Consider the following 26,626-nt stretch of genomic DNA (forward strand, 5'->3'; position numbering starts at 1 on the left):
ATGGCACTGCGCGACACCTCTCCCCCCGAGACCGCGGGCCCGCTGCGCGCCCTCGCGCCACCGCTCGACGCCGCCGAGCGCGACCGGCTCCTGGGCGGCGCGCACCACGATCCGCATGCCCTGCTCGGCGCCCACCCGGTGCCCGGTGGCGTGCTGTTCCGGGCGCTGCGCCCCAACGCCCGCGCGGTCCACGTGGTCGTGGACGGCGAGCGGGGCGCCCTGGAGTCGGAGGGCGGCGGCCTGTTCGCCGCCGTGCTGCCCTACCGGGAGATCCCGGCGTACACCCTGCTCGTCACCTACGACGACGGCGAGCGGGAGGTCCACGACCCCTACGCCTTCCTGCCGTCGCTCGGTGAGCTGGATCTGCATCTGATCCGCGAGGGCCGCCACGAGGAGCTGTGGAAGGCGCTGGGCGCGGAGCCGATGACGCACGAGGGGGTGGCGGGCACCCGGTTCACGGTGTGGGCGCCGAACGCCCAAGGCGTGCGCGTGGCCGGGGAGTTCACCTTCTGGGACGGCACCCAGTACCCGATGCGCTCGCTGGGCGCGTCCGGGGTGTGGGAGCTGTTCCTGCCCGGGATCGGCGAGGGCGCGCGGTACAAGTTCGAGATCACCTCGCGGCACGGTCACCGGTTCCTGAAGGCCGACCCGATGGCCCGCGCCACCGAGGTCCCGCCGGACACGGCGTCGGTGGTGGCGGTGTCGCGGCACGCGTGGCACGACGCGGACTGGATGGCGCACCGCGGGGACACGCCCGTGCACCGGGCACCGTTCTCGGTGTACGAGGTCCATCTGCCGTCCTGGCGACCCGGGTCGACGTATCGTCAGCTCGCGGACGAACTCCCCGCGTACGTCAAGGAGATGGGCTTCACGCACGTCGAGCTGATGCCGGTCGCCGGGCACCCCTTCAGCGGGTCGTGGGGCTACCAGGTCACCTCGTACTACGCGCCCACCCCGCGCCTCGGCTCGCCCGACGACTTCAAGTACCTGGTGGACAAGCTCCACCAGGCGGGCATCGGCGTGATCATGGACTGGGTGCCCGCGCACTTCCCCAAGGACGACTGGGCGCTGGCCCGCTTCGACGGCGACCCGCTCTACGAGCCCGGGGACTCGCGCCGTGCCGAGCATCCGGACTGGGGGACCTACGAGTTCGACTTCGCGCGGACCGAGGTGCGCAACTTCCTGGTCGCCAACGCGGTGTACTGGTGCGAGGAGTTCCACATCGACGGGCTGCGCGTGGACGCGGTCGCCTCGATGCTCTACCTCGACTACTCGCGCGACTCCGGGCAGTGGGAGCCGAACGTCTTCGGCGGCCGGGAGGACCTGGGCGCGGTGGCCTTCCTCCAGGAGATGAACGCCACCGTCTACCGGCGCTGCCCCGGCGTGGTGACCATCGCCGAGGAGTCCACCGCCTGGGACGGGGTGACCCGGCCGACGGACGGCGGCGGGCTCGGCTTCGGGCTGAAGTGGAACATGGGCTGGATGCACGACTCCCTCGAGTACGTGCAGAAGGAGCCGGTGCACCGCAAGTACCACCACCACGAGATGACCTTCTCGATGGTGTACGCGTACAGCGAGAACTACGTCCTGCCGATCTCCCACGACGAAGTGGTCCACGGCAAGCAGGCGCTGGTGTCGAAGATGCCGGGCGACTGGTGGCAGCGCCGCGCCAACCACCGTGCGTACCTGGGCTTCATGTGGGCCCACCCGGGCAAGCAACTGCTCTTCATGGGGCAGGAGTTCGCGCAGGGCGGGGAGTGGTCCGAGACGCACGGTCCGGAGTGGTGGCTGCTGGACGAGGGCTACTGCGCGGCGGGCGACCACCGGGGCGTCCAGGATCTCGTGCGGGACCTGAACGCGCGGTACCGGGACACCCCGGCGCTGTGGCAGCGGGACACCGACCCGGGCGCCTTCCGGTGGGTGCTGTGCGACGCGGCCGACGACAACGTCTTCGCGTTCCTGCGCTACGACGAGGCGGGCACCCCGCTGCTCGCGGTGTCGAACTTCTCCCCCGTCGTCCGCCACGACTACGCCCTCCAGGTGCCCGGCGAGGTCCCGGTCTGGCGGGAGGCGCTGAACACGGACGCGGCGCGGTACGGCGGCGGCGGTGTGGCCACGGGCGCGGCCGAGGGGCTGAAGCCGCAGGACGGGGTGGTGCGGCTGACGCTGCCGCCGCTCGCCACGGTCTGGCTCACGCCCGCGGGCTGAGCCGCCGGGTGAGGCCGCCGAGGGGCGGCCGGAGTCGTCGGACTCCGGCCGCCCCTCGCGCCGTACCCGTGGCCGTGAACCGCGGTCCTCATATGTCCGCGGAAGGGCGGTTCACGGGGCCCACCGGGCGCCCAAAGATCATCGCTCGATCACGAGTTTCCGCTTCCCCTCACCGAAAGCGCTTACCTGGGCTAGATTCGTGCACCGCCGACACAGAGCCGATCGGCGGAGTCACCCTCGGTACATACCAGGAGCAGCGCCATGCGCGACGTCGCCCTCGCTCCAGCAGCGGTCCCGCCTCCCACCGGCGGGCTCGCCGACACCGTCTTCGAGACCGCGGACCGCGATCCCGGCCTGCCCCTGCTCGCGTGGCGCAAGAACGCCGCCGCGACCGTGTGGGAGGAGGTCACGGCCGCCACCCTGCGGGACGAGGTGGTCGCCCTGGCCAAGGGGCTGGTGGCCGCCGGGATCTCACCGGGCCACCGGGTGGCCCTGATGGCCCGCACCCGTTACGAGTGGACGGTGCTGGCGCACGCCCTGTGGACCGTGGGCGCGGAGATCGTCCCGATCCATCCGACCTCCTCGCGGGAGCAGGTGGAGTGGATCCTGCGGGACGCGTCCTGCGTCGCCGTGGCGGTGGAGGACGAGCAGGGGATCATGACCGTCGGCACGGTGTGCGCGGCGCTGCCCCGGCTGAAGCACGTCTGGCAGCTGGACGCGGGCGCGCTCGGCGAACTGGCCGAGCGGGGCGCGGAGATCCCGCTGACCACGGTGGAGTCGCTGCGCCGGATCGTGCTGCCGGACTCCACGGCGGTCATCGCGTACACCTCGGGCACCTCGGGGCGTCCGCTCGGCTGCGCGCTGAGCCACCAGGGGCTGGCCTATCCGTGCGACGTGCTGCTGGCGGGCTGGGGCCACACCGCCGGGCCGCCCGGTGAGCAGCCCTCGGTGCTGGCGTTCCTGCCGTTCTCGCACGTGTACGGGCTCATGATCATGCAGATGTGCCTGCGGGGCGGTTTCCTGATGGCGCACGAGCCCGAGATGACCGAGGAGGCGCTGGCCTCGGCGCTGGCCACGTTCCGGCCGACGTACCTCTACGGCGTGCCCTCGGTGTTCGAGAAGCTGTACAAAACCTTCCTGCGCACGGCCCAGCAGGCGGGGCGCGGGGCGGTGTTCGAGCGGGCGGCGCAGACGGCGCGGGACTTCGCGGAGGCGCAGGAGCGCGCCCGGCTCGGCACCGGACCCGGCCCGGGACTCGATCTGCGGCTCCAGCACACGCTGTACGAGCGGACCGTGTACCGCAAGCTGCGCGCGGCCCTCGGCGGCCGGGCCCAGCGCGGCACCTCGGGGGGTTCCTCGCTCAGCCGTGATCTGTCGCTGTTCTACGAGGGCATCGGGCTGTATCTGCACGACGGTTACGGCCTGACCGAGACCAGCGGCGGGATCACCATGCAGCCGGTGGGCCGGGAGAAGACGGGGACGGTGGGGCTGCCGCTGCCGGGCACCGAGATCGCGGTGGCCGACGACGGGGAGATCCTGGTGCGCGGTCCCTCGGTGTTCCAGGGCTACATGGGCGACGAGCCGCGCACCCGGGCCGCGCTGCGCTCGGGCTGGCTGGCCACCGGGGACATCGGACGCCTGGACGGCGAGGGGTATCTGACGATCACGGGACGCAAGAAGGACGTGCTGGTCACCAGCAGCGGCAAGAGCGTGGCCCCGGCCCCGCTGGAGCAGCGGCTGCGGGAGCATCCGCTGGTGCACCAGGCGGTGGTCGTCGGGGACGACCGGCCCTGTGTGGGCGCGCTGATCACGCTGGACCCCGATTTCCTGGCGCACTGGCGGACCGCGCTGGCCTTCCACGGCGAGCCGGGCGGCCGGGAGGCCCGCGAGGAGAACGCGCTGCGCGAGGAGCTGGCGCGGGCGGTCGCCTCGGCCAACAGCGCGGTCTCGCGCGCGGAGTCCATACGGGTCTACCGGGTGCTGCCGGAGCCGTTCGCTCCGGACAACGGGCTGCTGACGCCGTCCCTGAAGCTGCGCCGGGACGCGATCGTGCGGCACTTCTCGGCGGAGATCGACGCGATGTACGAGGCCCGCTCCCGTGCCGCGCGGCGCTCGCGCCCGCAGGAGCCGGCCGACTGGGACGACTCGGACAACGTGTTCCGCTAGCAGGCGACGCCGTGGGGCAGAAGGGGTGCGCGGCCCGGGCGCGGGTGGATGATCACCGGTGACCGGGCGGACGCGTAGTCCGGTGAGCGAGGGGAACCCGCAGCAGGGAAAGTGATCGGTCGACACGACCGCCCCGGGTGTTCCGGGGCCGGGGACGCGAGATGGCGAGCGAGCCGCGCTGGGACGGGACACCGCCCTCACAGGAGACGCACGAGCGTGTGTTCTCCTTCCCGGGCGAGCTGTCCAACGTGACCGGGGCGCGGCTGGCCGCGGAACAGTTCCTGCGCTCCCTGGCCCTGGACACGCCGCCCCGGGCGTCCGAGTACTGGGACGACATCCTGCTGGTGGTCACGGAACTCGCGGCCAACGCCATCCAGTACGCGCCCGGTCCGTTCGGGCTGCGGCTGCGCCGTACCTTCGACGGGGTGCACGTGATCATGCATGACACGAGCACGGTCCGGCCCGAGCCGCGCCCGTTCCGGCCGAGCACGGGCGGGGGCGGGATCGGCTGGCATCTGCTGCACACGCTGTGCGACCAGGTGAGCGTGGTGGTGGACGAGGACGGCAAGGACATCCACGCGTTCCTGCCCTGGTGAGGTCCGGTGGCGCGGGCCACGGCGGGATTCCGGTTGCCGCCACCGTCCCGGGGGCAGGGTGATGCCCAGGTGTTCGGCTGACGTTCAACTGCCTGCCCCGCCCGGCTGGCACAACGGCCCGCGGCGCGGTGGGATCGGGGTGTGTGGTGGCAGCGGTGCAGGGCAGGCGGACGGCAGTCGGGCCGGTCCGCCGGGAGCCGCAGAAAGGGATGAACACCGTGACACGACCCAGGATTCTGGTGATCGGCGCTGGTTTCGCCGGCGTCGAGTGCGTTCGCCGTCTGGAGCGCGAACTCGCACCCGGGGAGGCCGACGTCGCGCTGGTGACGCCGTTCTCCTATCAGCTCTACCTCCCCCTGCTCCCCCAGGTCGCCTCCGGGGTGCTCACCCCGCAGTCGATCGCCGTCTCCCTGCGCCGCAGCCGCAAGTACCGCACCCGGATCATCCCGGGCGGTGCCATCGGGGTCGATCCCGAGGCCAAGGTGTGCGTCATCCGCACGATCACCGACGAGATCGTCAACGAGCCGTACGACTATCTCGTGCTCGCCCCGGGCAGTGTGACCCGCACCTTCGACATCCCGGGCCTGACCGAGCACGCCTTCGGGATGAAGACGCTCGCCGAGGCCGCGTACATCCGTGACCATGTGATCTCCCAGCTCGATCTGGCCGACGCCAGCGACGACCCCGCCGAGCGCGAGGCGCGGCTGCAGTTCGTCGTCGTGGGCGGCGGTTACGCGGGCACCGAGACCGCGGCCTGTCTGCAGCGCCTCACCCACGCCGCCGTCCAGCGCTATCCCCGCCTCGATCCGAGCCTGATCAAGTGGCATCTGCTCGACATCGCGCCCAAGCTGATGCCCGAGCTCGGGGACCGGCTGGGCAAGCAGGCGATGAAGATCCTGCGGGACCGGGGCATCGACGTCTCCCTCGGTGTCTCCGTCGCCAAGGTCACCGAGGACGAGGTCACGCTCACCGACGGCCGGGTGCTGCCCAGCCACACCCTGATCTGGACCGCCGGGGTCGCCGCCAGTCCCCTGGTCGGCACCTTCGACGCCGAGACGGTGCGCGGACGGCTCGCCGTCACCCCGGAGATGACCGTGCCGGGCCACGACGGCATGTTCGCCCTCGGGGACGCCGCCGCGGTGCCCGACCTGGCCAAGCACGAGGAGGGCGCGATCTGCCCGCCCACCGCGCAGCACGCGATGCGGCAGGGCAAGGTGGTCGCGGACAACGTCATCGCCGCGCTGCGCGGGCAGCCGCTCAAGCCGTACGTGCACAAGGACCTCGGGCTCGTCGTCGACCTCGGCGGCAAGGACGCGGTCTCGCGGCCGCTCGGCATCGAGCTGCGCGGCGTCCTGGCCCAGCTCGTGGCCCGCGGCTACCACTGGTCGGCGCTGCGCACCAACGTCGCCAAGGCGCGGGTGCTGGTCAACTGGCTCCTGAACGCCGTCGCGGGCGACGATTTCGTCCGCACCGGCTTCCAGGCCCGCAAGCCCGCCAAGCTCAAGGACTTCGAGTACACCGACAGCTATCTGACGCCGCAGCAGGCGCGGGCCGAGGTGGACCGGGCCGAGGCCGAGGGGCGCATCGAGGGACAGGTCGAGGGGAAGGCCGTCGGAGGCTCCTGAGACGGCACCGGGGTCCGCCCCGGGCCCCTGACGTGCGGCGCCGCCCGCCAGGTGAAGGCGAGCGGCGCCGCACGTCATGACATGCTGGTGTGCGGATCATGTTCCGGCACGGAAGAAAGAGCGCGGCGGCGTGAAGGCAGTGGAACGTGCGGTGCTCGTACGCATGTGGGACCGGCTCTCCGCGTCCGATCCCGGGCTGTTGCGGCTGACCGCCGGGCTGCGCACGGTCATCGCCATCGCCATGACGCTGGTGGCACTCGGGCTGCTCCGCTTCCCGGTGCCGCAGCTGGTCGCGGGCGCCATGGCGGCGATGTCCGCGACCTTCGCCGTACGGGAGATCGACCGGCGCCCCCAGATCATCACCCTGGCCCTGTGCGTGCCCGTCGCGTTCGCGGCGGTCTCCCTCGGCGCGGTCCTCAACCAGTGGCCGCTGGTCAGCGACGCCTGTTTCCTGCTGCTCATCTTCTGCGCCGTCTACGGGCGCAGATTCGGTGACCGGAGCACCGGGCTCGGTCTGATCGGCTTCCAGATCTACTTCCTGTCGCTGTTCGTACGGGCCACGGTCGATCTGCTGCCCTCGCTGTTCGTGGTCATCTCGGTGGCGTTCGTGTGCAGCGCGCTGGCGCGGTTCGTGCTGCTGCCGCAGACCGCCGCAGGCACCCTGGACCGGCTGCGCCGGGCCTTCCGGGCCCGCCTCGGGCTGCTGATCACGAGCCAGATCGAGCTGCTGGACGCCGGTCCCGAGGACATCGACAAGGTGCTGGGCGACCTGCGCACCGGCACCGCCCGGCTGCACGAGACGGCGCTGATGATCCAGGGCCGCCTCGAGCGGGGCACCGACGACGAGGCGATGGCCCAGCTGCTGCAGCGCCGCATCGCGGAGGCCGAGATCGCCGCCGAGCGGCTGGGGCTGCTGCTGCTGACCGCGCGCAGCGCCGAGCGCACCGACACCCTCACGCTGCATCTGCCGGGCGCCTCGCTGCCCTCGCGCGGCCAGCTGCCGGTGCGCGACGAGGCGCGGGCCACGATGCGCCGGGACCTGGAGGCGCTGCGGCTGCTGGTGATGCGCCCGGTGGGCGAGGCGTCGGGCACGGCGCTGGCCCAGGTCCGCAACCGGCTGCTCGGCTACCGCGAGGCGGAGAACCTGCCGAAGGCGGCCCCGCCCGTCCAGGACGTGTTCCGGGGCATCGGGGAGGCGGCCCGCGCGGTGCTCGGTCTGCGCACCGCGCTGGACGGCCCGCAGGACGAGTCGGACGACTCCCCCGCCACCGCCCGCTCCCGCGAGGAGCTGGACGCGGAGGAGGCGGGCATCGAGGGCAGCGAGGAGAGCGAGGACGACAAGCCCGACGAGTCGGGGCTGCACCGGCCGACGACCCGGGCGGCGGTCCAGGTGGCCGTGGGCTCGGCGCTGGCCATCGCGGGCGGCGAGCTGCTGTCCAGCCAGCGCTGGTACTGGGCGGTGCTGACCTGCTGGATCGTGTTCATCAACACCGCCTCCACCGGGGAGATCCTGGTCAAGGGCTCCCGTCGGCTGCTCGGCACGATCCTCGGCGTGGTCGCCGGTATCGGTCTGGCCGGTGTGGTGGGGCACCACACCTGGACGGCGTTCATCCTGGTGCTGGTGTGTGTGTTCGCCATGTTCTACACGGCGCCCCTGTCGTACACGCTCATGTCGTTCTTCGTGACGGCGGCTCTGGGGCTGCTGTACACGCTGCTGAACACCTACAGCATGGAGGTGCTGCTGCTGCGGATCGAGGAGACGGCGCTCGGCGCGGCCTGCGGGATCATCACGGCGGCCGTGGTGCTGCCGGTGCGCACCGACCGGCGGACCAACGAGCTGCTGGCGGACGTCCTGGACAAGCTGGCCGACGCGACCCGGGCGGCGGTGGACCAGCTCAGCGGAAAGCGCCACTTCGACCTGGTGGACAAGGCGCGGGACATGGACCAGGCGCTGGCCGATCTGCGCACCGCCATTCAGCCGCTGACGCATCCGGTGACCCCGCTGCGCTCGCGCCGGGACACCGCCCGCTATGTGCTGGCCCTGCTGGAGACGTGCGCGTACCACTGCCGGGCGCTCGCGGCCACGGCGGAACTGCTGCCGAGCCACCCGTCGATCGCGGAGGACCCCCGGCTGAGCGGGGTGTCCTCGCGGATCGTGCACAACATCGAGGCGATCGCCGAGCACGTGCGCGACCCGCACTCCCCCGCGGCGATCGAGAGGGGGCCGAGCATCGCGTCGATGCTGGAGCCGGGCACCTTCGGCGCCCCGCGCTACGGCCGGGTCACCGACCGCGTGCTGCGCCATCTCCAGCGCCTGGACGAGGCGGTCTCGGGTCTGGCGCGTCCGCTCGGCGTGCCGGTCGAGAAGCCGGACAGCGACCAGAGCGAGAAGGCGGAGAAGCCGGGGAAGGGCGAGAAGGCCCGCAAGGCGGAGAAGGCCGGGAAGGCCGACCGCCCGGAGAAGGCCCGGCAGTAGGACCCGTCCCGGGCCGCAGGTCAGATCCCGGGCCCGCAGGTCTGGTCAGCGCAGCGGTACGACGGCGGTGACCCGCTTGCCGCCGCACGGCAGCCCGCAGACCCGTACGTCCCGGGCGAGCAGGCACACCAGGGGCCAGCCCCGGCCGCCGGTGCGGGAGTGGTCGGCCTCGCGGGCCGCGCACACCGGGGGTGCGTCGCTGCGGTCGCTCACCGAGACGCGGACGCCCGCGCTGTCGACGTCGACCTCGAAGCCGGTGATCCCGCCGCCGTGCACGATGGCGTTGGAGGTCAGCTCGGAGGCCACCAGCAGGGCGTCGTCCAGGGTCTCGTCCGCGCACGGCACGGCCCGGGTGCGGCAGTGCTCGCTCAGCGTGCGGCGTACGGCGCTGCGCGCGTCGGCGGGGCGGTAGGCCGGGGTCCGGGGCCCGCTGTCAGGCGCCGTGGCCGGGCCGGGTGTGTGCTGCTGCCGCTCGCGCATCATCCTGATCCCTCCCTCACGGAAAGTCCCGGCCGTCCCGTGGCCCGAGTGCGCCGGGTCTCTCCTTCCGGCTGACCTGTCGTGGCGGTGTCAAACACCGTCGGTGCCACTGTCATCACCGGGCCCGGAAGGGGTAGGGGACGGGTATGACCGATGTGGTGGACGCGGACGAACTGTTGCGGCGCATCCGGCGGGGCCGGGACGTGGCCGCCGAGGAGGAGCGGGTCTGGCGGGAGCGGGCGCAGAGCCTGACGGCGACCGATCCGGACCAGGCCCGGGAGGCGTCCGAGCGGGCGCGGGCGTACGAGGTGGTGGGCAGTGTGCTGACGGAGATCATCGCGCCGGGCGCGCTGGCGGCCCCGGAGCCGGGCCCGGTGGGACCGAGGGGACCGGGAGTGAGGCGGGTCACGTGAGCGGGGAGGGGTTGGCCGCCGCGCCCGAAGGTGGTTTATCGTTCACTCATACGTGGCGAGGGAGCGGCGCGAGGCTTTCCCGCTGTGCTCTCCCGTGCGTCATGTCTGACCGCCCTGGCTGGTTTCCCCCGTCCAGCCAGGGCTTTTCTCTGCCCGCGTGCCGGTGTGGCGGCGAGGTGCCGGGCCGCCGAGGTGCCCGGTGGGGCGGGAGCGGCTGAAATGGGCTTAGGGCCGGTTGCGGGGCAGACGGGACTTTCGCAGCGGGCCGAGGGAGAGCACTCGAGGGACAGCACCCGAACCGCCGCCCGGTGAGGAGCCCCGCGTATGACCAAGGCGATAAAACTGCTGACCGCCCTGCCCAGAGCGCAACGCGAGCGGCTGATGGAACTGGCCGAGGAGGTGTCCTTCCCGGAGGACACCCGGATCTTCGAGGCGGGCGGGGTCGCCGACCGGTTCTGGGTGATCCGCTCGGGGGCGGTCTCCCTGGACCAGCAGGTCACCTCGCACCAGCACGTCACGGTGGCCACGCTCGGCGCGGGCGACCTGCTGGGCTGGTCCTGGCTGTTCCCGCCCTACGAGTGGGACTTCGGGGCGGTGGCCTTCAGCAACGTACGGGCCTACGAGTTCGACGGGCCCTCCGTGCTCGGGGTGTGCGTGGAGGACCCGCTGCTCGGGCTCTCGCTGGTGCGCACGGTCGCCGAGATCCTGGCCCATCGGCTGGAGACCACGCGGGGCAAGCTGATGGACCAGTACGCGATCCGGCGGACCACTCCGCTGTAGTGAGCGGGCACGTCAAGGCAGCGGGCGCGGCAGGGCTCAGACGCGGTAGCGGCGCAGCGCGGGGACCGCGGCGGCCAGGACCAGCATCAGGGCGACGACCAGCGCCCCGCCGCCCGCCACGGCGGCCCGGGTGCCGAAGGCCGCTCCCGCCGTACCGTGCAGCACGTCCGCGAGGCGCGGTCCGCCCGCGACGACGACGGTGAACACGCCCTGCATCCGGCCGCGCATCTCGTCGGTGGCGGCGGAGAGCAGGATGGCGCCCCGGAAGACCATGGAGACCATGTCGGCCACGCCCGCGGCGGCGAGGAAGGCGACGGCCACCCAGAGGTTGCCGCTGAGTCCGAACCCGGCGACGGCCAGGCCCCAGGCGACGACGGCGCCGATGACCATCCAGCCGTGCGAGCGCGCCCGGGAGAACACGCCGGAGAACAGTCCGCCGAGCACGGCACCGACGGGTACGGCCGCGAAGAGCAGGCCGAGCGCGAAGCCCGAGCCCCAGGGGGCGTAGGTCTCGGCGGCCATTTCCGGGAAGAGCGCGCGGGGCATGCCGAAGACCATGGCGATGATGTCGGCGAGGAAGGACATCAGGAGCACCTTGTGCCCGGCGATGTACCGGAACCCGGCCGCGATCTCGCGTACCCCGGCCCGGCGCGCGGCCTTCCCGCCGAGCGGCGGCAGCGCGGGCAGCCGGAAGACGGCCCACACGGTGACGCACAGCGCGAGGGCGTCGATCAGATACAGCTCGGGCAGGCCGACGACCGGGATCAGCACACCGGCGAGCAGCGGTCCGGCGACCAGTCCGGTCTGCATGACGGTGGTGCCGAGCGCGTTGGCGGCGGGCAGCTCCGACTCCGGGACCAGCCGGGCCACCGAAGCGCTGCGCGCCGGGGAGTTGAGCCCGAAGAACGCCTGCTGGGCGGCGAGCAGCACCATCAGCACGGGCACCGCGTCGAGTCCGACGAACGCCTGCACCCAGAAGAGCAGCGAGGTGACGGCGATGCCGGTGTTGGTGACGAGCATCAGCTTGCGCCGGTCCACGGTGTCCGCGACCGCGCCGCCCCACAGCGCGAAGGCCACCATGGGCACCAGACCCGCGAGGCTCGCGTAGCCGACCCAGGCGGAGGAGTGGGTGATGTCGTAGATCTGCTTGGGCACGGCGACGGCGGTGAGCTGGCTGCCGACGGCGGTGACGATGGTCGACGTCCACAGGCGCCGGTACGCCGGGATGCGCAGGGGCCGGGTGTCCATCGCCCAGCGGCGCCAGCCGCGCCGGGGCGGCGGGTCGGCGGGCGCGGCCTCGGCGGGCGGGGTGGCGGCGGTGCCTGGGTCGGTGCTGCTGCTCTCGCTCGTGTCCACGGGGTTCCTGGTCGCTCGATCCGTTGCTCGATACATCTTTCGATTCGGGCCTCACTATCGCAGCAACTCCCGCCGGTGGCCGAACCCGTATCGCGATCCGGCCGGATACCGCCCCGGCCGTTCCCGGTACCGGGCTCAGGACCCGGCGAGCAGGGCCGCACCGAGGCCGAGCATCGTGGCGGCGATGACGCCGTCGAGCACCCGCCAGGCGGCGGGCCGGGCCAGGACCCGGCCGAGCAGCCGGGCGCCCAGGCCGAGGGCGGCGAACCAGCACAGGCTGGCGAGGGCCGCGCCGAGCCCGAAGGTCCAGCGCAGCGGGCCCCGGTCGGCGGCGAGCGAGCCGAGCAGGAAGACGGTGTCGAGATAGACGTGCGGGTTGAGCCAGGTCAGCGCGAGACAGGTGAGCACCGCGCGCCTGCGCGAGCCCGCCGCGTCGCCCTCGGCGCGCAGCCCGGTGCCGCCCGGCCTGAGGACGCGGCGGGCGGCGAGGACGCCGTAGCCGATCAGGAACAGGCCGCCGATCACACCCACGGCGCGCACCGCGTCCGGCCACGCGGTCACCAGGGCGCCGACCCCGCCGACGCCGAGCGCGATCAGCACGGCGTCGGAGAGGGCGCAGATGCCGATCACGGCGAGGATGGCGTCGCGGCGTATCCCCTGGCGCAGGACGAAGGCGTTCTGGGCACCGATGGCGACGATCAGGGAGAGGCCGGTACCGAATCCGGCGACCGCGGCGGTCAGGGCGTGGTTCATGCTGCCGACGCTAAGGAACGGATCACCGCGCGTACAGCTAAAGATTCTTACGTATCCTTAGCGCTTGTGATGTTCTCATGATGCCGGACCTCCCTCTGGACCAGGTGCGGACGCTGCTCGCCGTGGTGGACGAGGGCACCTTCGACGCGGCGGCTGCGACCCTGCATGTGACGCCGTCGGCGGTGAGCCAGCGGGTCAAGGCGCTGGAGCAGCGCACCGGCCGGGTCCTGCTCCAGCGGACCAAACCGGTCCGGCCGACCGAGTCCGGCGCGGTGCTGGTGCGCTACGCCCGTCAGCTGGCCCGCCTGGAGCGGGACACGCGCCGCGAGCTGGGCCTGAGCGGGGCCGGGGAGCCCGCGCGCGTGTCGGTCGCGGTGAACGCGGACTCGCTGGCCACCTGGTTCTTCGGCGCGCTGACCCGGGTGTCCGGGCTCTGTTTCGAGCTGCACCGCGAGGACGAGGGCCACACGGCGGCACTGCTGCGCGAGGGCCTGGTGATGGCGGCGGTGACCACCGCGCCCGACCCGGTGCCGGGCTGCTCGGTGCGCCCGCTCGGACGGCTGCGCTATCTCCCGGCCGCCGCACCAAAGTTCGCCGCCCGGCTGCCCGAGGGGCCGCTCGCCGAGGCGCTGACCGAGGTCCCGGTGGTGACCTTCGACCTCAAGGACCGGCTCCAGGACGGCTTCGTCCGCTCGCTGGGCGGCACCGGCGCGGGCCCGCTGCGGCACCGCATCCCGACCTCGGAGGGCTTCCTCCAGGCGGTCGTCGCGGGGCTCGGCTGGGGCCTGATCCCGGAGCCGCAGGCGCTGCCGCTGCTGGCCGACGGGCGCCTGGTGCCGCTCGCGCCGGACGCCTGGGTGGACGTGACCCTCTACTGGCAGCAGTGGAAGCTCGACTCCCCCGCCCTGGCGGCAATGGCGGACGCGGTCAGCGAGACGGCCGCGGGCGCGCTGCGGCGCTGAGCGGGACGGTGGCGCCCGCAGAGCCGAGTCTCGCGGTCGCGCTGTCCAGCAGCATCTCCAGCGCCGTCGGATAGGCGCTGTGCACCATCCGCCGGGCCAGCAGCGGGGCGGCCTCCGCGATGCGTGGGTGGGTGGCGCGGGGCAGCCGGGCGTACGTCGACTGCCACTGCTCCTCGTCGGCGCGCTGGGAGGCGCTGGGCAGGGCCAGGGTCGCGGCGTCCAGGGCGGCGAAGGCCAGCGTCTGGTCGATGAAGGCGTGGTAGACGCGGACCGTCTCCGGGAGGGAGAACCCGGCCCCGGCGAGCACGTCCAACACGGCCTCGTCGGCGGCCAGTTCATGGACCCGCCCGGTGACGCGTCCGGCCGTGAGCACGGCGGCCTGGGGGTGGTCGACGTAGACGGTGTAGATGCGCAGCCCGATCGTGCGCAGGTCGGTGCGCCACTCCCCGGTGCGTTCCCAGCCGTCCAGGGCCTGTCCGATGAGCGCGTCGCCGATGGCCAGGGTGAGGTCGTCCATGCCCCGGAAGTACCGGTAGAGGGTACTCGGGTCGCAGTCGAGCGCGAGGCCGAGACGGCGGGCGGTGAGGCCGGTGCTGCCGTGTTCGCGCAGCAGCCGCAGCGCGGTGGTGACGATCAGTTCCTCGGAGAGCACGGTGCCGCCGCGCGTGGGCCGCCGCCTGCGGCGCCGCTCCTCGGGGACGACGGGTTTGGGCACGGCGTAGCCTCCTCGCGGCCGCTCTTATGCCAACACCATTGACCTTACGGCACCGGCAGGCGTTCCATACGGGCCAAGGCGCGCCTGCCGAGTCGTCGTTTCCGTCCGTGTCAGGCAGGGAGTTTTCCGTCATGCGTGTACTGCTCGTGGGAGCCGGCGGTGTGGGTACCGCCGTCACCCGGATCGCGGCCCGCCGTCCGTTCTTCGAGCGGATGGTGGTGGCCGACTACGACCTGGCCCGTGCCGAGGCGGCCGTCGCGGCCCTCGGCGCGGAGGGCGGCCGTTTCGAGGCCGCCCAGGTGGACGCCGGGGACGAGGCCGCGGTGTCCGCGCTGCTCGCCCGGCACGGCTGTGACGTGCTGCTGAACGCCACCGACCCGAGGTTCGTGATGCCGCTGTTCCGGGCGGCGTACGGCGCCGGGGCGACCTATCTCGACATGGCGATGTCGCTGTCCCGCCCGCATCCCGAGCGGCCGTACGAGGAGTGCGGGGTGAAGCTGGGCGACGAGCAGTTCGCGCTCGCCGGGCAGTGGGCCGAGGCGGGGCTGCTAGCGCTCGTGGGAATGGGCGTGGAGCCGGGGCTCTCGGACGTGTTCGCCCGGCACGCGGCCGACGAACTCTTCGACACCATCGAGGAGATCGGGGTCCGCGACGGCGCCGATCTCACCGTGGAGGGCCTGGACTTCGCACCGTCCTTCAGCATCTGGACCACCATCGAGGAGTGCCTGAACCCGCCGGTGGTCTGGGAGTCCGGGCGGGGCTGGTTCACCACCGAGCCGTTCAGCGAGCCCGAGGTGTTCGACTTCCCCGAGGGCATCGGCCCGGTGGAGTGCGTGAACGTCGAGCACGAGGAGGTGCTGCTGATGCCCCGCTGGGTGGGCGCGGAGCGGGTCACCTTCAAGTACGGGCTCGGCCGGGAGTTCACCGACACGCTGCGCACGCTGCACCAGCTGGGCCTGGACCGCACCACCCCGGTGACCGTGCCGGGCCCGGACGGCCCGGTGCGGGTCTCGCCGCGTGACGTGGTGGCCGCGGGGCTGCCCGACCCGGCGACGCTGGGCGACCGGATGCGCGGCAAGACCTGCGCGGGCACCTGGGTGCGCGGCACCAAGGACGGGGCGCCGCGCGAGGTGTATCTGTACCACGTGGTCGACAACGAGTGGTCGATGGCGGAGTACGGCTGTCAGGCGGTGGTGTGGCAGACGGCGGTGAACCCGGTCGTCGCCCTCGAACTCCTCGCCACGGGCGCGTGGTCGGGCCGGGGCGTCCTCGGTCCCGAGGCGTTCCCGGCCCGGCCCTTCCTCGATCTGCTCACCGCGTACGGCTCGCCGTGGGGCCTGCGCGAGCAGTGAGGCGCGCCGGGACGCGCGCCGGGACGTGCACCCTGTCCGGCGCCGGGCTCAGGCGCGGGCGGGCTTGCCCTTCGCGTACAGCCAGGTGTGCAGCAGCGGGCCCACGTCCTTGCCGGACTCCCGCTGCGCCAGCCGGGTGAACTGGGCGGTCGTACCGTGCCCGGCGCGGTGGGCGTCGGCCCAGGCGCGCAGGATGCGGAGGAACGTCTTGTCGCCGACGGCCCGGCGCAGCTCGTGCAGGGCCATGGCACCCCGCTCGTACACGGGGTCGCCGAAGATGTTCTTCCCGCTTCCCGGGTCGCCGGGCGGGTAGGCCCACAGGCCGTCCTTGGCCGGGCGGGCGTAGAGGGCGTCGAAGGTCTTCTGGGCGCTGTCGCCGCCATGCTGCTCGTTGTAGAGCCACTCGGCGTAGCTGGCGAACCCCTCGTTGAGCCAGATGTCCTTCCAGCTCGTCAGCGAGACGGAGTCGCCGAACCACTGGTGGGCGCTCTCGTGGACGAGGGTGTCCATGTCGGGCGCGGAGGAGTAGACGGGCCGCGTCTGGGTCTCCAGGGCGTAGCCGACGCTGGGCGCGTGGTCGACGATGGAGCCCGCCGCGCGGAAGGGGTACGGGCCGAAGAGCTTGCTCTCCCACTCCAGCACGGAGGGCAGCTTCTTGAGCACGGGCGCGGCCTTCTTGGCCTCACGCGCGTCGACGGCGTTGTAGACCTTCACCCCGTCGCGGGTCGTGAAGCTCTCGGTCTGGAATGTGCCGACGGTGGCGGTGGCCAGATAGGCGGCCATGGGGTCGGCCGCGTGCCAGCGGAAGGTGGTCAGGCCGTGCGCGGTGCTCTGTCCGCGCAGCACGCCGTTGGCGACGGCCGTGTAGCCCTTGGGGACGGTGACGGTGAAGTCGTAGGTCGCCTTGTCCGTGGGGTGGCTGTTCGACGGGAACCAGGTCATGGCGCCCTGCGGCTGGTTCGCGACGAAGGCGCCGTCGTCGGTGGGGATCCAGCCGTCGGGTGAGCCGTCCGGGTCGGTGACGGGCTTCGGTGTGCCCCGGTAGGTGACGGTGACGCGGAAGTCCCGCCCCTTGCGCGGGGCGTGGCGCGGGGTGACGACGAGTTCCTGGCCGTCGCGGGTGAAGCGGGCGGCGCTGCCGTCCACGGTGACGCCGGTGACGCTCAGGCCCTTCAGGTCGAGGTCGAAGCGGCTGAGGTCCTGGGTGGCGCGGGCGGTGAGGACGGCCTTGCCGTCGAGGTGCCGGGAGGCGACGTCGTAGCGGAGGGTGAGGTCGTAATGGTTCACGTCGTAGCCGCCGTTGCCGCTGAGCGGGAAGTAGGCGTCGCCCGCGCCCGGTGCGCCCGGCTTCGCGGTCCCGGCGGACCCGGCGGGTGCGGCGGCGCCGAGCAGGGCCGCGAGCACGGCGGGCACGGTGAGCAGGACCGCCTCGCGGCTGAGGACCGTGGTGCGTCGGGCGGCGGATCTGCGGGGTGGCCTCACGTGCGCTCCTCGGGTCCGGCGATGATCGCTTCGTCCACAGGGTAGGGCGCGGGCCCCGGGGTTTCGCCCCGGCGCGGGTCAAGTCACGCGCTGTGATCCGTACGGCGGCGCGGCCCTGCCCGCAGTACGCTCGCAGGACGCGTCCCCCCGACCGTCCGAGGGAGCCCGGTCATGAGCGTGCGTGTGCGCAGGATCTACGACCCGCCGGAGCCGGACGACGGACTGCGCGTGCTGGTGGACCGGCTGTGGCCGCGCGGGGTCTCCAAGGAGGAGGCCCAGCTGGACGAGTGGCCCAAGGCGCTGACCCCGTCGACGGAGCTGCGCCACTGGTACCACGACGGCGGCTCCTTCGACGAGTTCCGGCGCCGCTACGAGCACGAGCTGACCGCCCCTGAGGCCGCCGCGGCGCTCGACGGCCTCAGGAAGGCGGTCCGGGAAGGTCCGGTCACGCTGCTCACGGCGACGAAGCACACGGAGAGCAGCCAGGCGGAGGTGCTGTTGGAGCTGCTTCAGCGGTGAGCGGCCCCAGGGGGCCTCAGGCCATCTCCTGCGCCGCCGCCCGTCCCGCCGCGCGCCCCGAGAAGAGGCAGCCGCCGAGGAAGGTGCCCTCCAGCGCGTTGTAGCCGTGGACCCCGCCGCCGCCGAACCCGGCGACCTCTCCGGCCGCGTACAGTCCGCCGACCGGGGTGCCGTCCGGGCCGAGGGCGCGGGAGTCCAGGTCGGTCTGGATGCCGCCGAGGGTCTTGCGGGTGAGGACGCTGAGCCGTACGCCGATGAGCGGGCCCGCCTCCGGGTCGAGGATGCGGTGCGGGGCGGCGACGCGGCCGAGGCGGTCCCCGATGTAGCGGCGGGCGTTGCGGATGCCCTGGATCTGGGAGTCCTTGCTGTAGGGGTTGGCGAGCTGGAGGTCGCGGGCCTCGATCTGGCGGCGCACCTCGGCGGCGTCCAGGAGGGACTTGCCGGTGAGGCCGTTCATCTTGCCGACCAGGTCCTCCAGGGTGCGCGCGGTGACGAAGTCGGCGCCGTGATCGAGGAAGGCCTGTACGGGGCCGGGGGCGCCCTTGCCGAGCAGCCGGTCGCGGAGCACGGCCTTGCGGTCCTTGGCGGTGATGTCGGGGTTCTGCTCGGAGCCGGAGAGCGCGAACTCCTTCTCCACGATCTTGCGGGTGAGGACGAACCAGGAGTGGTCGTACCCGGCGATGTCCTCGGTGGTGCGCAGCTGGCGCAGCGTGCCGAGCGTGTCGTAGCCGGGCAGGCAGGGGTCGGGCAGGCGGCGGCCCAGTGCGTCGAGCCAGATGGAGGAGGGGCCGGGCAGGATGCGGATGCCGTGGCCGGGCCAGACGGGGTTCCAGTTGGCGATGCCCTCGGTGTAGTGCCACATCCGGTCGCGGTTGACCAGGCGGGCGCCCGCCCCGGCGGTGATGTCGAGCATCCGGCCGTCGACGTAGGCGGGGACGCCGGTGACCATCTTGGCGGGGGGCGTGCCGAGCCGTTCGGGCCAGTAGCGGCGGACCAGGTCGTGGTCGGCGCCGATGCCGCCGCTGGTGACGATCACGGCTCCGGCGGTCAGCTCGAAGTCGCCGACGGCCTCGCGGCTGGAGGCGACGCCGCGCGGGGAGTCGTCGGGGGCGAGCAGGGTGCCGCGCACGCCGCACACCGCGCCGTCCTGGACGAGGAGTTCGTCCACGCGGTGGCGGTGGTGGAAGGTGAGCAGCCCGTCGCGCGCGGCCTCGCGGGCGTAGCGGACGAAGGGTTCGACCACGCCGGTGCCGGTGCCCCAGGCGATGTGGAAGCGGGGTACGGAGTTGCCGTGGCCGTCCGCGCGCAGGTCGCCGCGCTCGGCCCAGCCGACGGTGGGCAGCAGCTCGATGCCGTGGCCGCGCAGCCAGGGGCGCTTCTCCCCCGCGGCGAACTCGACGTAGGCGCGGGCCCAGCGCACCGCCCAGGAGTCCTCGTCCTCGATGCGGTCGAACTGGGCGCTGCCCCGCCAGTCGTTCCAGGCGAGGTCCAGGGAGTCCTTGACGCCGAGACGGCGCTGTTCGGGCGAGTCGACCAGGAAGAGGCCGCCGAAGGACCAGTACGCCTGGCCGCCGAGGTTGGCGGCGTTCTCCTGGTCGAGCAGGGCCACCTTCCGTCCCCGGCTGGTGAGTTCGTGCGCGGCGACCAGGCCGGCGAGGCCCGCTCCGACGACTATCGCGTCCGCGTCCATGGTGTGCGTGTCCTTCCGTCGGGTGGGTCAGGAGGTCCGGCTGCCATCGGTCAGCAGGGCGGTGAGGAGCTGTTTCAGCCAGGCGCGTGCGGCGGGCACGTCCTTGTCAAGCAGCAGCTGGGTGGTGACGCCGTCGTAGGCGGCGACGACCGCGTGGGCCGCGCCGTCGGCGTCGCCGAGCACGGCGGGCAGCTCGGCGTGGCCCTGGGCCCTTCGTAGCCGGTCGGCGACCGCCTCGCGCAGCCGGGCACGGTGGTCGAGCAGGGCACGGGCGGTGTCCGGGTCGCGGGCCGCGTGCACCAGGAAGTCGGTCTTCACCAGCAGCCAGTCCACATTGAGCAACAGCGTCTCGGCGACACGGTCGACGCAGGCCGGTACGTCGAGTCCGGGGCCGTCCTGGGCGAGGGCGCCCGCGACCTGGGCGGCGATGAGGTCGGCGCGCTCCTGGTAGAGGGCGAAGAACAGCTCGTCCAGGGTGGCGAAGTTCGAGTAGAAGGCACCCCGGCTGTACCCGGCCGCCTCGCAGACCTCCTCGATGGAGACCCGCCCGAATCCCTTGGCCGCGAACACCGCGAAGGCGGCGGCGAGCAGGTCGGCGCGGGTCCTGGCGCGGCGTCTGGTGACGCGAGGAGTGGCTAGGCCGTCCGTCATGGTGCCACCTCCGTTCGATACAGAAATGTATTCGATACATCGATGTATCGAAAGAGGCCGGTCCGGATTCGTAAATGGAACGTATTTTCGATTCAGGGATACGCTGACCCCATGTCCCCCCTCTCCAGACACCTCCAGGGCTCCCTGTTCGACCAGACCGACGACCTCCGGCTCGGTCCGCTCGGCGGTCTGCGCCGTACCGCGCTCGGGGCGGGCGCCTGGATCGACGTGCTGCCGGGCTGGCTGAGCGGCGCGGACACGCTGTTCGAACGGCTCGCCGCCGAGGTCCCCTGGCGGGCGGAGCGACGGAAGATGTACGACAACGTGGTGGCGGTGCCCCGCCTGCTCGCCTTCTACAAGCAGCGCGATCCGCTCCCCCACCCCGTGCTCGACGAGGCCCGCGCCGCGCTCACCGCGCACTACGCGGCCGAGCTGGGCGAGCCGTTCACGACGGCCGGGCTGTGCTTCTACCGCGACGGGCGCGACAGCGTGGCCTGGCACGGCGACCGGATCGGACGCGGGGCGCGGGCGGACACCATGGTCGCGATCCTCTCCGTCGGGGCGCCCCGGGACCTGCTGCTGCGCCCGGCCGACGGCGGCGGTGGCGGCGCGGCCACCGTGCGACGGCCGCTGGGACACGGCGACCTGATCGTGATGGGCGGCTCCTGCCAGCGCACCTGGGAGCACTGCGTGCCGAAGACCGCCCGCGCGGCGGGGCCCCGGATCAGCGTGCAGTTCCGTCCGCACGGAGTGCGCTGACACGTCCGCGGCCCTCCGTCTGCTTGGGTGTCACCGACGGTTCAACAGCGAAGGGACGGCGGGCGGATGCGCGCAGAGGTACACCAAGTGGCCGACGGCACCTACCTGGTGCACGGCCACCACACCAACTGGGTGATCCTCAAGGACGGGGACGCGGTGACCCTGGTGGACACCGGGTATCCGGGTGACCGCACGGGACTGCTGGAGTCCCTTGCGGCGGTGGGGAGTTCACCGGAGGCGGTGGCCGCCGTACTGATCACCCACGCGCACAACGACCACCTGGGCTCGGCGGAGCACCTGCGTTCCGCGTACGGCACGCCGGTTCAGCTGCACCCGGCCGAAGTCCCGCACGCGCGGCGGGAGTTCCTTCAGCAGGCCACGGTCGGGGACGTGGTGCGCAACGCCTGGCGGCCCCGGGTCCTCTCGTGGGCGGTGCACCTCGTCCAGGTGGGCGGCCTTGAGCGCCACCCCGTCACCGCGCCCGAGCCGTTCCCCGCCGAGGGCGCGCTCGACCTGCCAGGGAACCCGGTCCCGGTACACACCCCGGGCCACACGGACGGCCACTGCGTCTACCATCTGCCGCGCCTGGGCGTCGTGATCACCGGGGACGCGCTGGTCACCGGGCACGCGATCTCCCGGGTGAAGGGCCCCCAGCTCCTGGCCGACTTCTTCCACCACGAGCGGCGGCGCGCCGTGGCCTCCCTGGACCTGATCGCCGGCCTGGAGGGCGACACGCTGCTACCCGGGCACGGTCCGGTGCACCGGGGGCCGGTCCGGGAGGCGGCGAAACTGGCCGGGGAGCGGGCGGGACAGGGGTGACGCCCCCGGGACGACCGGGAGCAGCCGACGGGGCGGCGGTGATCCGCCGCGGGCACCGGCCCCTCCCCGGGCGGCCGTGACCCACCGCGCACACCGACCCTTCCCCGGGCGGCCGTGACCCACCGCGCGCACCGGCCGCTCCCCGGCGGAACGTGACGCACCGGGCCGTTCGGCGGCACCCGGCCGCCGCCGGACTCCCGCGCCCGGCTCACTCCTCCGACGCCACCCCCGGCACCACCGCGACCGGGCACGGCGCGTGGTGCAGCACCCCGTGGGCCACCGAGCCGACCCGGGCGCCCACCGAGGTGTGCCGGGGGCGGCGGCCGACGACGACCAGCTGCGCTCCCCCGGACACCGACAGCAGGACCTGGCCCGCGCTGCCCATCTCCACGTGCTCGGAGACGGACACGTCGGGGTAGCGCTCGCGCCAGGGCTGCACCGCCTCGGTGAGGGCCTTGCGCTCGTAGGGCTCCAGGCCGCCCGCGTCGTCCAGGAGCTTCAGGGAGGCGGGGCTGTAGGCGAAGACGGGCGGCAGGGTCCAGGCGCGGACGACGCGGACGGTGGCGCCGCGTGCGGCGGCCGTCTCGAAGGCGAAGCCGAGCGCGGCGGCGCTCTCCTCCGGGGTGCCGTCCTGGCCGACGACGATCTCGCGCCCGGCGGCCTCCGAGGCGGCCTCGTCCCCGGCGCGCACCAGCACCACGGGCCGGGACGCCTCGGCGACGACCCGGCCGCCCACCGAGCCGAGCAGGAAGCCGACCACACCGCCGTGCCCGCGCGAGCCCAGCACCAGCAGCTCGGCGTCGTCGGCGGCCTTCGTCAGCGTCTCGGCGGGGGCGCCCTCGGGCACCTCCAGGCTGATGGCGAGCCGCGGATGCCGCTCGGTGACGGTGCGCACCGCCTCGGCGGCGGCGGTCTCGGCCCAGCCCCGCTGCACGACCGGGTCGGGGGCCGAGGGCGACTCGACATGGCGCCAGACGTGCAGCACGCGCAGCGGCAGCCCCCGGCGTACGGCCTCCCTGGCCGCCCAGTCCAGCGCCGCCAGGCTCTCCGGCGTACCGTCCACCCCGGCCGTGATCGGGCGTGTCATGCGTGGCCTCCTCGTCGTCACCGCGTCGTTCTCACCGCGTCCGCGCGCCGCCCTCCGCACGGGCGCCGCTCGGTCATGACCTTGTCACAGAACACCGGCCGTGCGGACCAGGACCTCCGGACCCGCGACGAGGGCCGACCGGCGCCGGGGCGAAGCGGGCCGGGCGCACCTACGATGGGCGGAAGGCGGTGTTCCGCTCCCGTGCCACCGCCGCAGGAAGCCCGTGCAGCCGACCGCTCGGGGTGGGAGACCCATGGCACAGGCCACCGACGCCGCCCGTACGGTCATCCTGACCGTGGACGACGACCCGGGCGTGTCCCGCGCCGTCGCCCGGGACCTCAGGCGCCGCTACGGCGAGTCGTACCGGATCGTGCGCGCGGAGTCCGGCGCGTCCGCGCTGGACGCGCTGCGCGAGCTGAAGCTGCGCGGCGACCAGGTGGCGGTGCTGCTCGCCGACTACCGGATGCCCCGGATGAACGGCATCGAATTCCTCGAAGAGGCGATGGACGTCTACCCGTGGGCGCGCCGGGTGCTGCTGACGGCGTACGCGGACACCGGCGCGGCGATCGACGCGATCAACGTGGTGGACCTGGACCACTATCTGCTCAAGCCGTGGAACCCGCCGGAGGAGAAGCTCTACCCGGTCCTGGACGATCTGCTGCAGGCGTGGCACGCGAGCGACCACCGGCCGGTGCCGAGCACCAAGGTGGTGGGCCACCGCTGGTCGGCACGCTCCTCGGACGTACGGGAGTTCCTGGCCCGCAACCAGGTGCCCTACCGCTGGTACTCGGCCGAGGAGCCGGAGGGGCGGCGGCTGCTGGCGGCGGCCGGGCAGGACGGACGGCGGCTGCCGCTGGTGATCACCCCGGACGGTACGGCGCTGGTCGAGCCGGAGGCCCCGGAGCTGGCGGCCCGGGTGGGCCTGGCGACGACCCCGACGGCCGACTTCTACGACCTGGTGGTGATCGGCGGCGGCCCGGCCGGGCTCGGGGCGGCCGTGTACGGCGCCTCGGAGGGGCTGCGGACCGTGCTGGTCGAGCGCTCGGCGACGGGTGGGCAGGCCGGGCAGAGTTCCCGGATCGAGAACTACCTCGGCTTCCCTGACGGTGTCTCCGGTGCCCAGCTCACCGACCGGGCGCGGCGGCAGGCGGCCCGGTTCGGCGCCGAGCTCCTGACCACGCGCGAGGTGACGGGCCTCGAGGTCTGCGGGGCCGCGCGGATCGTACGGTTCGCGGACGGCTCGACGGTCGGGGCGCACAGCGTGATCCTGGCGACCGGGGTGCAGTACCGGCGCCTCGCGGCGGAGGGCTGTACGGAGCTGACCGGCTGCGGGGTGTTCTACGGCTCCGCGCTGACCGAGGCGGCCTCCTGCCAGGACCAGGACGTGTACCTCGTGGGCGGCGCCAACTCGGCGGGCCAGGCGGCGATGTTCCTCTCGCGGGTCGCCAAGTCGGTGACGCTCCTGGTCCGCGGCGCCGATCTGTCGGCGTCGATGTCGCACTATCTGGTCCAGCAGATCGGGGAGGCCCCGAACATCTCGGTGCGCGGCCACACGGAGGTCGTGGCGGCGCACGGCGAGGGCCGTCTTGAGCGGCTGACGCTGCGCGGCACCGAAACCGGTGAGACCGAACAGGCCGACGCGCAGTGGCTGTTCGTGTTCATCGGCGCCGCCCCGCTGACCGGCTGGCTGGACGGGACCGTGCTGCGCGACGCGCGCGGTTTCGTGCTCGCGGGCCCGGACCTGACCCCCGACGGGACGCCACCGCCCGGCTGGGAGCTGGACCGGCCGCCGTACCACCTGGAGACCAATGTGCCGGGCGTGTTCGTGGCGGGCGATGTGCGCGCGGAGTCGGCCAAGCGGGTCGCGTCCGCCGTGGGAGAGGGTGCGATGGCCGTCATGCTCGTCCACCGGTATCTGGAGCAGTCGTGAGCGGGCAGCGGCTGCCGTGCAGTCCCGGGGAGATCGGCAGCCTGTTCCTGTTCGACCAGCTGACGCCCGGCCAGTTGGGGCGGCTGTGCGCGGAGGGCCGGGTGGAGCTGTTCGAGCCGGGCCCGGTGTACGCCGAGGGCGCGCCCGCGACCTGCTTCTACGTGCTGATCGAGGGCACGGTGGTGCTGTCGCGGCGGGTCGGCGCCGAGGACATGGAGGTGACCCGGACCGCGCAGCGCGGGGTGTACGCGGGCGCCATGCAGGCGTATCTCGGGGACCGGGTGCGGCAGGTGTACAACAACTCGATGCGGGTGACCGAGCCGAGCCGTTTCTTCGTGCTGCCCGCCGAGACGTTCGCGGCCGTGATGCGCGAGTGGTTCCCGATGGCGACGCATCTGCTGGAGGGGCTGTTCTTCGGCTCGAAGAGCGCCCAGGCGCTGGTGGCCCGGCGCGAGCGGCTGCTGGCGCTCGGCTCGCTCTCGGCGGGGCTGACCCATGAGCTGAACAACCCGGCCTCGGCGGCGGTGCGGGCGACCTCCGCGCTGCGCGAGCGGGTGGCGAAGATGCGGCACAAGCTCGCCCTGATCGCCGAAGGGCCGCTGTCCCGCGACACGCTGGCCCGCCTGGTGGAGGTCCAGGAGCGCACGGCCGAGCGGGTCGCGAAGGCGCCGTCGCTCGGCCCGCTGGAGGCGGCGGACCGGGAGGACGCGCTCGCGGACTGGCTGGAGGACCACGGCGTCGAGCAGGCCGTGCGGTACGCGCCGACGTTCACGCAGGCGGGCCTGGACACCGACTGGCTGGAGCAGGTCGCGGCGGCGGTGGGCGAGGACGTGGTGCCCCGGGCGATGGGCTGGCTGGAGTCGACCGTCGAGACCGAGCTGCTGATGAACGAGATCGAGGACTCCACCGCCCGGGTCTCGCACCTGGTGGGTGCGGCGAAGCAGTACGCGCAGCTCGACCGGGCGCCGTTCCGCCCGGTGGACCTGCGCGAACTCCTGGAGAGCACCCTGCTGATGCTGTCGGCGAAGATCGGCCCGCACATCGAGGTGGTCAGGGAGTACGACGGCGCGCTGCCCGAGGTGCCCGGGTATCCGGCGGAGCTGAACCAGGTGTGGACCAACCTGGTCGACAACGCGGTCTCGGCGATGGGCGGTTCGGGGCGGCTGACGGTGCGGACCACGCGGGAGGGGGACCGCGCGCTGGTGGAGGTGCGGGACACCGGGCCGGGGATTCCGGCCGAGCTGCGCGAGCGCGTCTTCGATCCGTTCTTCACCACCAAGCCGCTCGGTGAGGGCACCGGCCTCGGGCTCGACATCTCGCGGCGGATCGTCGTCGACAAGCACCACGGCACGCTCCGGGTCGAGTCGGTGCCGGGCGACACCCGCTTCCAGGTCTTCCTTCCGCTGACCGCCGAGGCGCCCGATCCGGCGCCCGGACCGACCCCCGAGGAGGCAGCATGAGCGCCGAGGACGCCATCGACCCGAGTGTGCCGCCGAGCGGTACGGGCTGTGTGGAGTGCGAGAAGACGGGCGGCTGGTGGTTCCATCTGCGCCGCTGCGCGCAGTGCGGGCACATCGGCTGCTGCGACGACTCGCCCGCCAAACACGCCACCGCCCACTTCCGGGCCACCGGGCATCCGGTGATCCGCAGTTACGAGCCGGGCGAGGGCTGGTTCTGGGACTACGACACCAACGAGATCTACAGCTCAGGTCCCGAACTGGCGCCCCCGGAGAGCCATCCGGCCGACCAGCCGGTGCCAGGTCCGGCGGGGCGCGTTCCGGCGGACTGGGCGCAGACCCTGCGCTGA

General features: G+C 73.1%; 23 protein-coding genes. 15 read left to right on the top strand and 8 right to left on the bottom strand.

Annotated elements, in window-relative coordinates; genetic code table 11:
* The 5 genes from glgB (at position 1) to B079_RS31795 (ending at position 9,071) form a co-directional block, all read left to right on the top strand.
* Positions 1–2,208, top strand: a complete 2,208-nt coding sequence (gene glgB, locus B079_RS0111935) for a 1,4-alpha-glucan branching enzyme (protein ID WP_018546033.1) — start codon at positions 1–3, stop codon at positions 2,206–2,208.
* Between the two features lie 261 nt (positions 2,209–2,469).
* The gene (locus tag B079_RS0111940) at positions 2,470–4,374 is read left to right on the top strand and encodes an AMP-dependent synthetase/ligase (RefSeq protein WP_018546034.1); all 1,905 of its coding nucleotides are present in this window, start codon (positions 2,470–2,472) and stop codon (positions 4,372–4,374) included.
* A gap of 161 nt (positions 4,375–4,535) precedes the next feature.
* The gene (locus B079_RS0111945; protein WP_026248605.1) at positions 4,536–4,970 is read left to right on the top strand and encodes an ATP-binding protein; all 435 of its coding nucleotides are present in this window, start codon (positions 4,536–4,538) and stop codon (positions 4,968–4,970) included.
* A gap of 209 nt (positions 4,971–5,179) precedes the next feature.
* Positions 5,180–6,595: an NAD(P)/FAD-dependent oxidoreductase gene (locus tag B079_RS31790; RefSeq protein ID WP_037801482.1), complete on the top strand. Its 1,416-nt coding sequence runs from the start codon at positions 5,180–5,182 to the stop codon at positions 6,593–6,595.
* 163 nt (positions 6,596–6,758) lie between these two features.
* Positions 6,759–9,071 (top strand): FUSC family protein, encoded by a 2,313-nt coding sequence (locus tag B079_RS31795; RefSeq protein ID WP_037801532.1) that lies wholly within the window; start codon positions 6,759–6,761, stop codon positions 9,069–9,071.
* 45 nt (positions 9,072–9,116) lie between these two features.
* Here B079_RS31795 and B079_RS0111960 read toward each other — a convergent pair whose 3' ends face one another.
* Entirely contained in the window at positions 9,117–9,554 is a 438-nt protein-coding gene (locus B079_RS0111960) for an ATP-binding protein (RefSeq protein WP_018546038.1), read from the bottom strand.
* Positions 9,555–9,697: 143 nt separating this feature from the next.
* On the opposite strand from B079_RS0111960, the gene B079_RS0111965 reads away from it, so the two are divergent.
* The gene (locus B079_RS0111965) at positions 9,698–9,964 is read left to right on the top strand and encodes a hypothetical protein (RefSeq protein ID WP_018546039.1); all 267 of its coding nucleotides are present in this window, start codon (positions 9,698–9,700) and stop codon (positions 9,962–9,964) included.
* Between the two features lie 324 nt (positions 9,965–10,288).
* Positions 10,289–10,744: a cyclic nucleotide-binding domain-containing protein gene (locus tag B079_RS0111970; RefSeq protein WP_018546040.1), complete on the top strand. Its 456-nt coding sequence runs from the start codon at positions 10,289–10,291 to the stop codon at positions 10,742–10,744.
* 36 nt (positions 10,745–10,780) lie between these two features.
* On the opposite strand, the gene B079_RS0111975 is transcribed toward B079_RS0111970, so the two are convergent.
* Both B079_RS0111975 and B079_RS0111980 read right to left on the bottom strand, forming a co-directional pair.
* Positions 10,781–12,100, bottom strand: coding sequence for an MFS transporter (locus B079_RS0111975; protein WP_018546041.1), 1,320 nt, complete (start codon positions 12,098–12,100; stop codon positions 10,781–10,783).
* Positions 12,101–12,235: 135 nt separating this feature from the next.
* Entirely contained in the window at positions 12,236–12,853 is a 618-nt protein-coding gene (locus tag B079_RS0111980) for a LysE/ArgO family amino acid transporter (protein WP_018546042.1), read from the bottom strand.
* A 77-nt stretch (positions 12,854–12,930) separates the two neighbouring features.
* On the opposite strand from B079_RS0111980, the gene B079_RS0111985 reads away from it, so the two are divergent.
* Entirely contained in the window at positions 12,931–13,815 is an 885-nt protein-coding gene (locus B079_RS0111985) for a LysR family transcriptional regulator ArgP (RefSeq protein WP_018546043.1), read from the top strand.
* Here the strand turns inward: B079_RS0111985 and B079_RS0111990 are convergent.
* Entirely contained in the window at positions 13,781–14,530 is a 750-nt protein-coding gene (locus B079_RS0111990; RefSeq protein ID WP_018546044.1) for a TetR/AcrR family transcriptional regulator, read from the bottom strand. The genes B079_RS0111985 and B079_RS0111990 overlap by 35 nt on opposite strands.
* 131 nt (positions 14,531–14,661) lie before the next feature.
* Here B079_RS0111990 and B079_RS0111995 point away from each other — a divergent pair, with 131 nt between their 5' ends.
* The gene (locus B079_RS0111995) at positions 14,662–15,882 is read left to right on the top strand and encodes a saccharopine dehydrogenase family protein (RefSeq protein ID WP_018546045.1); all 1,221 of its coding nucleotides are present in this window, start codon (positions 14,662–14,664) and stop codon (positions 15,880–15,882) included.
* Positions 15,883–15,930: 48 nt separating this feature from the next.
* Here the strand turns inward: B079_RS0111995 and B079_RS0112000 are convergent, their stop codons facing one another.
* Entirely contained in the window at positions 15,931–17,364 is a 1,434-nt protein-coding gene (locus B079_RS0112000; protein WP_018546046.1) for a M1 family metallopeptidase, read from the bottom strand.
* A gap of 171 nt (positions 17,365–17,535) precedes the next feature.
* On the opposite strand from B079_RS0112000, the gene B079_RS0112005 reads away from it, so the two are divergent.
* Entirely contained in the window at positions 17,536–17,883 is a 348-nt protein-coding gene (locus B079_RS0112005; protein WP_018546047.1) for a DUF488 domain-containing protein, read from the top strand.
* A gap of 16 nt (positions 17,884–17,899) precedes the next feature.
* On the opposite strand, the gene B079_RS0112010 is transcribed toward B079_RS0112005, so the two are convergent.
* Both B079_RS0112010 and B079_RS0112015 read right to left on the bottom strand, forming a co-directional pair.
* Positions 17,900–19,573, bottom strand: coding sequence for an FAD-binding dehydrogenase (locus B079_RS0112010; protein ID WP_018546048.1), 1,674 nt, complete (start codon positions 19,571–19,573; stop codon positions 17,900–17,902).
* A gap of 27 nt (positions 19,574–19,600) precedes the next feature.
* On the bottom strand, positions 19,601–20,224 hold the full coding sequence (locus tag B079_RS0112015) for a TetR/AcrR family transcriptional regulator (protein WP_018546049.1): 624 nt from the start codon (positions 20,222–20,224) through the stop codon (positions 19,601–19,603).
* A gap of 111 nt (positions 20,225–20,335) precedes the next feature.
* On the opposite strand from B079_RS0112015, the gene B079_RS0112020 reads away from it, so the two are divergent.
* Together B079_RS0112020 and B079_RS0112025 are read left to right on the top strand one after the other, a co-directional pair.
* Positions 20,336–20,983, top strand: a complete 648-nt coding sequence (locus tag B079_RS0112020; RefSeq protein ID WP_018546050.1) for an alpha-ketoglutarate-dependent dioxygenase AlkB — start codon at positions 20,336–20,338, stop codon at positions 20,981–20,983.
* A gap of 66 nt (positions 20,984–21,049) precedes the next feature.
* Positions 21,050–21,802 (top strand): MBL fold metallo-hydrolase, encoded by a 753-nt coding sequence (locus B079_RS0112025; RefSeq protein ID WP_026248607.1) that lies wholly within the window; start codon positions 21,050–21,052, stop codon positions 21,800–21,802.
* A gap of 208 nt (positions 21,803–22,010) precedes the next feature.
* On the opposite strand, the gene B079_RS0112030 is transcribed toward B079_RS0112025, so the two are convergent.
* Entirely contained in the window at positions 22,011–22,889 is an 879-nt protein-coding gene (locus B079_RS0112030; protein WP_018546052.1) for a universal stress protein, read from the bottom strand.
* Positions 22,890–23,142: 253 nt separating this feature from the next.
* On the opposite strand from B079_RS0112030, the gene B079_RS0112035 reads away from it, so the two are divergent.
* Genes B079_RS0112035 through B079_RS0112045 form a run of 3 tightly spaced genes read left to right on the top strand, consistent with a single transcriptional unit; the run spans position 23,143 to position 26,626 of the window.
* Positions 23,143–24,819 (top strand): FAD-dependent oxidoreductase, encoded by a 1,677-nt coding sequence (locus B079_RS0112035; RefSeq protein WP_018546053.1) that lies wholly within the window; start codon positions 23,143–23,145, stop codon positions 24,817–24,819.
* A complete protein-coding gene (locus tag B079_RS0112040) occupies positions 24,816–26,279 on the top strand; it encodes an ATP-binding protein (protein ID WP_018546054.1) in 1,464 nt (487 codons plus the stop codon). The genes B079_RS0112035 and B079_RS0112040 overlap by 4 nt, the downstream gene beginning before the upstream one ends.
* Positions 26,276–26,626, top strand: a complete 351-nt coding sequence (locus B079_RS0112045; RefSeq protein WP_018546055.1) for a UBP-type zinc finger domain-containing protein — start codon at positions 26,276–26,278, stop codon at positions 26,624–26,626. The genes B079_RS0112040 and B079_RS0112045 overlap by 4 nt, the downstream gene beginning before the upstream one ends.

The organism is Streptomyces sp. LaPpAH-108, from assembly GCF_000373625.1.
GTDB lineage: Bacteria > Actinomycetota > Actinomycetes > Streptomycetales > Streptomycetaceae > Streptomyces.